The sequence below is a fragment of the Vibrio sp. R12-SW3-ISO1 genome (assembly GCF_059834005.1).
Window position 1 is genome coordinate 19,204 of sequence record NZ_JCBDGK010000026.1, and the last position, 9,269, is coordinate 28,472.

Sequence of the window (9,269 nt, forward strand, 5' to 3'; positions counted from 1 at the left end):
GGCCATCACATCGTAGAAAAGAAAGGACAGTTCATGCAAAGTGTTGATATTGCTATCGTTGGTGGCGGAATGGTTGGTTTAGCGTTGGCCGCAGCGCTCAAAGAGACCGATTTGCGGATTGCCGTGATTGAAAGTCAGCAACCCGAGCCTGAGCTAGGAGCATTGCCGGACGTGCGCGTCTCTGCGCTCAGTCGTTCCAGTGAACTTCTATTGCGCAATATTGGCGCTTGGGATGGCATTATTTCAAGACGTGCAGCGCCTTATCAAGCGATGGAAGTGTGGGAGCAAGACAGCTTTGCACGTATCGAGTTTGATGCCACGCAGCTCGCCCAGCCCGATCTCGGCCATATTGTTGAAAACCGAGTCATACAGCTCGCGTTGCTTGAGAAAGTGACGCAGCAAGCCAATGTATCAATGTTTATGCCGGCCAAGTGTCAAACCCTTGCGGTCGGTGAAAGCGAAGCGTGGCTGACGCTGGATGATGGTCAAGCATTGACGGCCAAGTTGGTGGTTGGCGCAGATGGCGCTAACTCTTGGGTTCGACAGCAGCAAGATATTCCATTGACCCATTGGGACTATGGCCATAGTGCGGTGGTGGCGAATGTCGTCACAGAAGATGAGCATCAAAGAGTCGCTCGGCAGATTTTTACTGCGCAAGGGCCGCTTGCGTTTCTTCCGCTTAATGACAGTAAGATGAGTTCGATTGTCTGGTCCACCGATCCGAACCGAGCTCAGCGCTTAGTCGAGATGAGTGACAGCGAGTTCAACAAGCAGTTGATGGTTGAGTTTGACGGGCGGCTAGGGCTATGTGAAGTGCAAGGTGAACGCTTCGCCTTTCCTCTTAAAATGCGTTACGCACGAGACTTTGTTGCTGAGCGTATCGCCTTAGTGGGCGATGCCGCGCACACCATTCACCCATTAGCCGGTCAAGGCGTGAACTTGGGCTTGCTGGATGCGGCTAGCCTAGCGCAAGAGATCGTCGAGATTTGGCAGCGCGGTGAAGATATTGGCCGCAAGCGCAATTTGCGCGCCTATGAACGCTGGCGGAAAGCGGAAGCGGCGAAAATGATTGCCGCCATGCAAGGATTTAAAGATCTGTTTTCCGGCGACAACCCCGCGAAGAAACTGATGCGAGGGATTGGTATGTCTTTGTTGGGGCAACTACCGGGCGCAAAAGATGAAGTGATGAAGCGCGCCCTTGGGCTTAAAGGCAATCTCCCTGAGTTGGCCAAACGGGCTCGAACACTCCAACCCGATTAAGCTCACTCCGTGCGTTTATCAAGCGCCTATAGGCGGGATACTCTTATCCACAAAAACCTTAGTCGTAAACCATAGCCGCGAAAAGAATAAAGGGTTGGTCATTGACCAACCCTTTTACTTTATCTCTTTGAGTGTTCCACCCGCGCTCACTGGCGGTATGGTAACGCTCAAGCGTATGCGCAACGGAGCTTCATAATTTCTTGATTCACTTCCTTCACCGCTTTGAAGTGTTTGCTTTCTGCTTTTGCGGGTAGGATGAGCTTGCCATTATCAAACTCAAAACCTCCGACTCCGTAGATGTAGATTCTTCCCTTAAATAGCCGACTCACGTGTTTAGCAATCATACTTGGTGTATAGCGCTTAAACAGTCTCATACGTTGTTCCTTTTCTTTAGCAAGCACTGCGAATCATACTAAATTCCCCAATTAGAATGTGTGATTGTTATGGGGGAATATGCAGTTAAAGTCTTTCTATTTGGATATTTGTGTTGCTGTAGGCAAATTTACGGATAAATATCCAAATTGGTGTGATTGTTACCTCATTTATGTTCTGTCGATTCTGTTCGGTTTGGGGTTTCTCAACGCCGGCAATTAAGCCAGAGCAATATGACAGAAATAAGAATAGCCTAAACTAATAGGAAAGTGTTAGGAAATTGTTAACTGCCAGAAAAAATGCCCGCACAAGGCGGGCGAATAGTCACAGATGCATTACACAAAAAGTGGATGTCCTGAAACAATCAGTGGATTCACTTTTTTGTTGGAGAAGGATTACACTACGCGCTTTACACTAGGTGAATAAAATCGCAGTGCCAAGCAATACATCTTAATTCGCTCGATTCTTAAACCAACGCGAGCAGGATACTGCATTTTATTTCTGGTGACTATATATGCTTTAAAAATGAATAAAAATTTTTAATTGGTGATTGCTAATTGAGATCTTTATCACACAATCTCTGAAAGTGAGAGCTGTGTATCATGTATGAATGATATCTGATACCAAGGGTTGGCAAAGCTTAAGCAGGTCGTCGCACTGAAGAGCGATACCTGCAAGGGGAGAACCACTACTAATGGTAACAATGGGTTCATTAAGAATGTGAGCATCGAACAGGATCGGCATTTCTTGAGCGAGTAGTAAAGGCACTACTGCTCCAATAGGGTAGCCGGTGATAGTGGGGACTTCGTCTATCGGAACGCAAGTCATGCGGCGCCAATTGAGCAGCTCTCTCACTTTTTTCGGGTCAACGCGGCAGTGCCCAGGGGCGCACGCCAAGGCGTAGCGATCGCTCATATCACGCAGCAAAATAGACTTAACCATTTGGGCTGGGCGCACGCCACGTTGCCGTGCTGCCTCGTCAATTGTGATCGCTTCGCTCTCGTGAGGCAGCAAGCGATAAGACACCTGCTGCTGCTCTAGAAACTGCGTGACTTGAGTGCGGATATGCTTACGCCTCGTCAAGTGAGTATGGCAACGGTGCAAACTTCAGACGAGAGTGCTCAAGGTGCTTGAAACGAAAGGGCGTCTCTGCTTCTAGATTGTTTGGCAGCACCGCTAACGCGAGGCACACGCCATCGGTGTATTGGTAGCTCGCCAATACATGGCCCGCACTGCGCCAGTTGTCACCGACCGCACGCTCAAGTTCCGCGTTTTCTTCCAGCACTGCATCGCACTGGCCTTTTAAAATAAACAGGGCTCGCTTGTTGATGCCACGGTATTTCGCTCGTGCTACGGTTTCTTGTCCGGTGTAGCAGCCTTTTGTGAAACTAATCCCGCCGAGCGCTTGAAGGTTCAGCGCTTGAGGAATGTGCTCATTTTGCTGTGTTTGAGTAAGGCTAGGGCTGGCCGATTGAATGTCGTACAGGCGCCACAGTGACTCATCGCTCTTTTGCCCTTCAAAGGCATCGACGATTTGAAATGCCGTCTCTTCATTGGTGATCACAACCCAGCGCTGCTGACCGATACGAACCGCGCTGCCTTCGCGTAGCGAACGCACATCACCGCGCTCTTTAGTCAAACGATCAATAAATGCATCGGCTGCACTGCCCATCACGCCGAGGAGTGTTAGCGAACTTTCACTGAACTCCACTTTGGAAAAAATGGCGTACTTTTTTAACTCGGCGATCTCTTTCTCAACTAAAGCCTTAGGCTGAAACATCCCATAACCTTGTTGGTGATGAAAGAGATGAAACGCACTCCATACCTTACCTTTTGCATCGCAATGGGCGCCGAGGCGAACTTCATCTTGCGCCAGAGTCACGACGTCACAGGTCAACTGCCCTTGCAGGTAAGACTTACTGTCTTGGCCGGTTGCCTGAATCAGCGCCCAAGACTCTAATGGGGCTATGGCAAGCGAAGGAAGAGCGTCTTGCGAAGAGAGTGGGAGTGGCGAAAATGTCGTGTTCCAGTCCATAGTTGACTACCTAATGAGTAATGAAGGTGACTTAATTGGGCTATCATAATGCCCCTCTGCGCCCTGAAACAACCTTTGTCTTCAACAGCAAGCGTTCGGACTGTGACTGAGTTAGTAGTTGCAAAGTGCTTTGCTTGTTACACTCGGCGAAAACAACCGACAAGGTGAGGAATAAATAGAATGTACACCGCGGAAGAGAAAGCGCGTATCAAATGGGGATGTCGCCGAGGAATGTTGGAGCTGGATGTGGTCATCATGCCGTTTTTCGAAGAGTGCTTTGATAGCCTGCAAGAAAACGAACAGCGCGATTTTGTGTCACTGCTGGAGTGTGATGATCCAGACTTGTTCACCTGGATAATGGGGCACGGTCGCAGTGAAAACCTAGGTCATGCAGCAATGGTGGACAAAATTGTCGCCCACAACCTCAGTAAGGTACGTTAACTCCCCTTCATCCATGAGTGTTTACGCTCATCCTTCTTTTATGGCCGCTCAAGTCAATGTCATTGTATCGATGTTGACTTGCTGCCTGCTCATCACAAGCGCCTTACCTTTAGTTGTGACGCCTATTGTGTTGTTGCCTCTGTTTCGATGGGCCAACTCAGACGGGATGATCCAGGAGTCTCTAAAGGGGGCTATCACATTTGATGCGGATTTTTGCTATCACTACCAAGGTCGACAGTTTGGGATCAAAGCGGTCTCCACCGCTTTGTCTGCGTGGGCGCTGTGTTTGACGCGTAGTGACGGTAAGCGTGTGTTGTTGTGGCGAGACAGTCTGCCCGATGAGCACTATCGACATTTGCTGGTGGCGTTGCGTCAAACCAAGTTGCAGCAAACAAAAAGGGAGCAGCGCGCTCCCTAGTGTTAATTTTTGATCGACTGACGTCTATCTGGCACGAGAATGGTCGGGCCGCTGTCTTTGGCCAGTTCAGGGTAGTCGAGGGTGTAATGCAAGCCGCGACTCTCTTTACGTTGCATGGCACAGCGCACCATTAACTCTGCCACTTGGAGCAGATTTCGCAATTCCAGCAGGTTATTAGAAACTTTAAAGTTGCTGTAGTACTCGTGTGTCTCTTGCTGAAGCAGTTGGATGCGGCGCATGGCGCGCTCTAAGCGTTTGTCGGTACGGACAATGCCCATGTAATCCCACATGAACAGGCGCAGTTCATGCCAGTTATGTTGGATCACCACCTCTTCGTCTGAGCAGCTGACTTGGCTTTCATCCCAAGCCGGTAAGTTTGAGGCCAGTGTCGCCGATGGCAGTTTCTCAATGATGTCTTGCGAGGCAGACCATGCATACACCACACACTCGAGCAGAGAGTTCGAGGCCATGCGGTTGGCACCATGCAAGCCGGTGTAACTCACTTCACCGATCGCATAAAGCTGCGCTAAATCGGTTTGACCATTGAAGTCGACCATCACGCCACCACAAGTGTAGTGAGCAGCCGGAACGACAGGAATCGGCTCTTTGGTCATATCAATGCCAAGATCGAGCAAACGCATATTGATGGTTGGGAAATGCTTCTCGATAAAGTCTGCCGGTTTGTGGCTAATGTCGAGATACATGCAATCGGCACCTAGGCGTTTCATCTCGAAGTCGATAGCGCGAGCCACCACATCTCGAGGGGCCAGCTCTTCTCGCTCATCGAAATCGGGCATAAAGCGAGAACCATCGGGGCGGCGCAAGTACGCACCTTCACCACGCAGTGCTTCAGTGAGCAAGAAGTTTCGCGCCTCTGGATGATAGAGACAGGTTGGGTGGAATTGGTTGAACTCTAAGTTCGCCACTCGGCAGCCTGCACGCCACGCCATTGCGATACCGTCACCGGATGAGACGTCAGGGTTTGAGGTGTATTGGTAGACTTTGGAGGCGCCGCCGGTGGCTAACACCACAAACTTTGCGCGCACGGTTTCGACGTGTTCTTGGTTACGGTTCCAAATATAGGCGCCGATGACTTTGTCTTTATCACCGCCTATTTTATCTTCTGTAATGAGGTCGAGCGCGTTATGGCGTTCGAGCACCGTGATGTTTGGGTGGTTGTGAGCGTTGTCTTGCAGCGACGTTTGCATTGCCATGCCCGTCGCATCGGCAGCGTGCAAAATACGTCTGTGGCTGTGGCCGCCTTCTCGCGTGAGGTGGTAGCGAGGCGATTCGCCATTGCCGTCGTCATCTTCTTTGTCGAAGGGTACACCACCATCAATCAACCACTGTACGCATTTTTTTGCATTTTCGGCGATAAATTTGACGCTTTCCTCTTCGCACAATCCTGCACCAGCGATGAGGGTGTCTTGGACATGGGATTCAATACTGTCTGATTCGTCGAAAACGGCGGCAATGCCTCCTTGTGCATAGTAAGTCGCGCCTTCGCTACGCGGTCCTTTGCTCAATACAATGACCTTGCCATGCTCCGCCACTCTAAGCGCCAATGAAAGACCCGCAGCGCCGCTGCCCACCACTAACACATCACATTGATGTTCACGGTTTGTGTTCATAAAACTGTTACGTTCCCGAGTTAATTTGTACCCGACAAAATCCATCCGCCACGGTCAGCTGTCGCGTACGGGTAGCCATGAATTGCAATAAATGCTTGCTCTGGCTTGCTATCATAGCACCGCCAGTGGTGCAATTCTTCGTAAATTACATTGCTTTTCCCCTTGGCACTGCGCACAATCAAATCGTCTTCGTGGCAAGGGCATCACTTCTCAAAAAATAGTGAAATTTGTTTTGAACTTTATTTTTATTACTAGGTCACAATAGTGCTCAAGTAAGCAGTGGTGTCAATACTACATTTTGCATAATTAATGCTCATATCTGAGAGGATAAGAGTCGATAACAATAGGAGTACCCGCTCGAATGAACGAGCAGCTGACCGATCAAGTATTAATTGAGCGAGTTCAGAATGGAGATAAGCAAGCGTTCAACCTGTTGGTGATTCGCTATCAAAACAAAGTCTGCAATCTTATCTCCCGCTACATCAATAACCCAGGGGATGTCCCGGATGTAGCACAAGAAGCATTTATTAAGGCGTATCGAGCCATCCCAAGTTTTCGAGGCGAGAGCGCGTTTTACACTTGGTTGTATCGAATAGCCGTTAATACTGCGAAAAACCATATTGTTGCCCAAGGTCGCAGACCACCCGCGCAAGATGTGGATACTGAAGAAGCTGAATATTACGAAAACGGTAGTGCACTGAAAGAAATATCGAACCCTGAGAATTTAACGTTGTCCAATGAATTGAAACACGTTGTTTTCAGTGCGATTGAAGCACTGCCTGATGATTTAAAAACCGCGATGACGTTGCGTGAGCTCGATGGCTTGAGCTATGAAGAGATTGCTGCGGTTATGGATTGCCCAGTAGGAACCGTACGTTCGAGAATATTCCGTGCTCGAGAGGCGGTGGAGAAGAAAATCCAACCGCTAATGCAACGTCAATGATAGGTAAATGACAACCCTAATGCCTGATAGATAGGATTAATGGTGAATGATAATGGCTGACAAAGAGAAACTTTCAGCGCTCATGGATGGAGAGTTGGTGGACAAAGGTCTGATTGCAGAGCTCGAGCAAGATGCGTCCAGCCAACAAGCTTGGAAGCATTACCATCTCATTGGTGATGTCATGCGTGGCGATGCGCCGAAAAAGCCTGAATGGAATATCGCAGACAGCGTCGCTTTAGCTTTGGAGTCTGAGCCTGCGCATTCGACTCTGCAAGATACGTCAGTGCGAGAGATCAACGAGACTGCGGTAGAGTCGCAGCCGACGCCTGCTCAAGCCCGTCGTCAGTTGCCCGCATGGCTCAATCAGTTTGGCCAAGTCGCGGTCGCGGCTTGCGTATCGCTGGCCGTTATTTTAGGCGTTCAGCAATACGGTGGGTCTGACGCCGCTGCGCCAGAATCAGACCAGTTACCTGTTTTGCAAACCATTCCGTTTGCGGGCAGTGCAGAGCCGGTCAGCTTGACGCGTTCGTCGGTTGAGCCGCAATCCAGTACGGCGAGTCAAGTCGATGTGCAAGAGCAACGCCGTCGCATTAACGCTATGCTGCAAGATTATGAACTTCAGCTGCGTCTGAACAGTAAAACAGAGCAGATGAATGACCACCCAGAAATGGTAGTTGAATGAGAAAAATCCTGATCAGTGCGCTGGCACTGTTCAGTTTGAATACACCAATCGCCTTTGCAGCCGATGACGCTGCGAAGGCGTTGTTGGATCAAATGAACGATGCCAGCCAGCACCTCAATTACGAGCTTTCTTACATCCTGATCAAGAAAAACAGTATTGAGCCTTTGCTGTACCGTCACGCGCGAGCGGACGACCAACAACTTGCCCACCTAGTCTATCTCAGTGGGCCTATCCGTGAAGTGATTCGCCGTGGCAATGAAGTCAGCTACATTGAGCCTGGTGTCGAACCGTTTACGATTGAGTCGGGTGAAATTGTCGCCCCCACCATCCCTTTGCTTAATGCCGACGTTGACGAATTAAGCCAGTACTACGATTTCGTCCAAGTGGGCCGAGCTCGCGAGGCCGGTACGGCGTGCCAAGTGCTGCGTGTTGTACCCAAAGACGGATTGCGTTACTCCTACGTGCTGTGGGTCGATGAGAAAACGCATTTGCCTCTAAGAGCGGATCTGGTGGATCGAGATGGCGAAGTGTTAGAGCAATATCGCACCATTTCCTATAGCGTCAACGACCATATCGGCACGATTTTAAGTGGTTTGAATGAGGTGAAATTGCCAGAGGTTCTCTCACTGCCCAAAGGCAGTTTAGACAATCCTAATTGGCATGCAGACTGGATTCCAAACGGCTTTGAGCCCAAAGAGCTCAACCGTTATCGTATGGCGAACACTGAGCGCATGGTGGAGAGTCAAATGTACAGTGACGGTCTGTTCAGTTTCTCGATTTATGTCTCCGACAGTGACAACCTGTCACTCAAAGGGCAGCTTGTTCGTCAAGGGCGAAGAACGTTGCACAGTTTTGTCAGTGGTTCAGCGGAAATCTCAGTGATTGGTGATATTCCTCCTGCGACGGCAAAACGCATCGCTCAGTCCGTCACGATTGATGCTTCAAGGCACAACCAATGATGACGGCACTGGCGACCGTCTCCACGGTCAAGGCGCACCATAGCGGATTTCACGTCGAGCTGAGCTGTGAGCAGCAGACCAGTTGCAACAGTTGCTCGTCGCAAAAAAGCTGCGGCACGGGGATTGTGTCGAAAGCGGTTGGCAATAAATCACTCTACTGGCACTTAGAGACCAAGCAAGCGGTACGTGAAGGGCAGGTGGTGGAAATTGGCCTGCCTGAGAAACGCGTGTTGCAGTCGGCCGCGCTGGTCTATCTGTTACCATTGTTTGGTTTGATCTCGGGGGCTTGGCTTGGCTCCGCTCTCATCGCGCCTTGGTTTGGCCTTGGTGAGGGCGTCGTCATTTTGTGCTCCGCACTGGCAACGGCAGCGGGTATCCTCTTTGCCAAGAAGTTCGCCTCTCATCTTGAGCGACAATCGTCGCAACAAGTCACTTTGATACGGATTCTCGGTGAGCCAATTAGCTAGTGCGTAGCGCTTAGAAATTGGGTAGAATCTGCCAACTTGTTTGAAATGCCGTCAGATGACG

Annotated in this window: 11 protein-coding genes; 7 read left to right on the forward strand and 4 right to left on the reverse strand. The window is 50.0% G+C overall.

Features of this window, described 5'->3' with window-relative positions; all coding sequences use genetic code 11:
• Nucleotides 1-33: 33 nt before the first annotated feature.
• Nucleotides 34-1,260, forward strand: a complete 1,227-nt coding sequence (locus AC6R0R_RS08220; protein ID WP_500626343.1) for an FAD-dependent 2-octaprenylphenol hydroxylase — start codon at nt 34-36, stop codon at nt 1,258-1,260.
• Between the two features lie 167 nt (nt 1,261-1,427).
• On the opposite strand, the gene AC6R0R_RS08225 is transcribed toward AC6R0R_RS08220, so the two are convergent.
• The 3 genes from AC6R0R_RS08225 to ygfZ form a co-directional block, all read right to left on the reverse strand.
• Nucleotides 1,428-1,634: a DUF1107 domain-containing protein gene (locus tag AC6R0R_RS08225; RefSeq protein ID WP_334554167.1), complete on the reverse strand. Its 207-nt coding sequence runs from the start codon at nt 1,632-1,634 to the stop codon at nt 1,428-1,430.
• Nucleotides 1,635-2,232: 598 nt separating this feature from the next.
• Entirely contained in the window at nt 2,233-2,715 is a 483-nt protein-coding gene (locus AC6R0R_RS08230) for an aminoacyl-tRNA deacylase (RefSeq protein WP_500626344.1), read from the reverse strand.
• On the reverse strand, nt 2,702-3,667 hold the full coding sequence (ygfZ, locus tag AC6R0R_RS08235) for a tRNA-modifying protein YgfZ (protein ID WP_500626345.1): 966 nt from the start codon (nt 3,665-3,667) through the stop codon (nt 2,702-2,704). The genes AC6R0R_RS08230 and ygfZ overlap by 14 nt, the downstream gene beginning before the upstream one ends.
• 180 nt (nt 3,668-3,847) lie before the next feature.
• Here ygfZ and AC6R0R_RS08240 point away from each other — a divergent pair, with 180 nt between their 5' ends.
• Together AC6R0R_RS08240 and AC6R0R_RS08245 are read left to right on the forward strand one after the other, a co-directional pair.
• Nucleotides 3,848-4,108 (forward strand): FAD assembly factor SdhE, encoded by a 261-nt coding sequence (locus AC6R0R_RS08240; RefSeq protein ID WP_334554172.1) that lies wholly within the window; start codon nt 3,848-3,850, stop codon nt 4,106-4,108.
• Nucleotides 4,109-4,121: 13 nt separating this feature from the next.
• The gene (locus AC6R0R_RS08245) at nt 4,122-4,526 is read left to right on the forward strand and encodes a protein YgfX (protein ID WP_500626348.1); all 405 of its coding nucleotides are present in this window, start codon (nt 4,122-4,124) and stop codon (nt 4,524-4,526) included.
• Nucleotides 4,527-4,528: 2 nt separating this feature from the next.
• Here AC6R0R_RS08245 and nadB read toward each other — a convergent pair whose 3' ends face one another.
• A complete protein-coding gene (gene nadB / locus AC6R0R_RS08250) occupies nt 4,529-6,157 on the reverse strand; it encodes an L-aspartate oxidase (protein WP_334554174.1) in 1,629 nt (542 codons plus the stop codon).
• 361 nt (nt 6,158-6,518) lie between these two features.
• Here nadB and rpoE point away from each other — a divergent pair, with 361 nt between their 5' ends.
• The 4 genes from rpoE to AC6R0R_RS08270 are packed head-to-tail and all read left to right on the forward strand — an operon-like array spanning nt 6,519 to nt 9,208.
• Nucleotides 6,519-7,100 carry an RNA polymerase sigma factor RpoE gene (rpoE, locus tag AC6R0R_RS08255; RefSeq protein ID WP_334554176.1) on the forward strand — a complete coding sequence of 194 codons (582 nt, stop codon included), beginning with the start codon at nt 6,519-6,521 and terminating at the stop codon, nt 7,098-7,100.
• A gap of 52 nt (nt 7,101-7,152) precedes the next feature.
• Nucleotides 7,153-7,782, forward strand: coding sequence for an RseA family anti-sigma factor (locus AC6R0R_RS08260; protein ID WP_500626346.1), 630 nt, complete (start codon nt 7,153-7,155; stop codon nt 7,780-7,782).
• Entirely contained in the window at nt 7,779-8,741 is a 963-nt protein-coding gene (rseB, locus tag AC6R0R_RS08265) for a sigma-E factor regulatory protein RseB (protein WP_487901380.1), read from the forward strand. The genes AC6R0R_RS08260 and rseB overlap by 4 nt, the downstream gene beginning before the upstream one ends.
• Nucleotides 8,738-9,208, forward strand: a complete 471-nt coding sequence (locus AC6R0R_RS08270) for a SoxR reducing system RseC family protein (protein ID WP_500626347.1) — start codon at nt 8,738-8,740, stop codon at nt 9,206-9,208. The genes rseB and AC6R0R_RS08270 overlap by 4 nt, the downstream gene beginning before the upstream one ends.
• The last annotated feature ends 61 nt before the right edge of the window (nt 9,209-9,269 follow it).

Coding starts and splice junctions, on each gene's coding strand:
- AC6R0R_RS08220 (WP_500626343.1), top strand. CDS start 34: ATGCAAAGTGTTGATATTGCTATCGTTGGTGGCGGAATGGTTGGTTTA.
- AC6R0R_RS08225 (WP_334554167.1), bottom strand. CDS start 1,634: ATGAGACTGTTTAAGCGCTATACACCAAGTATGATTGCTAAACACGTG.
- ygfZ (WP_500626345.1), bottom strand. CDS start 3,667: ATGGACTGGAACACGACATTTTCGCCACTCCCACTCTCTTCGCAAGAC.
- AC6R0R_RS08240 (WP_334554172.1), top strand. CDS start 3,848: ATGTACACCGCGGAAGAGAAAGCGCGTATCAAATGGGGATGTCGCCGA.
- AC6R0R_RS08245 (WP_500626348.1), top strand. CDS start 4,122: ATGAGTGTTTACGCTCATCCTTCTTTTATGGCCGCTCAAGTCAATGTC.
- nadB (WP_334554174.1), bottom strand. CDS start 6,157: ATGAACACAAACCGTGAACATCAATGTGATGTGTTAGTGGTGGGCAGC.
- rpoE (WP_334554176.1), top strand. CDS start 6,519: ATGAACGAGCAGCTGACCGATCAAGTATTAATTGAGCGAGTTCAGAAT.
- AC6R0R_RS08260 (WP_500626346.1), top strand. CDS start 7,153: ATGGCTGACAAAGAGAAACTTTCAGCGCTCATGGATGGAGAGTTGGTG.
- rseB (WP_487901380.1), top strand. CDS start 7,779: ATGAGAAAAATCCTGATCAGTGCGCTGGCACTGTTCAGTTTGAATACA.
- AC6R0R_RS08270 (WP_500626347.1), top strand. CDS start 8,738: ATGATGACGGCACTGGCGACCGTCTCCACGGTCAAGGCGCACCATAGC.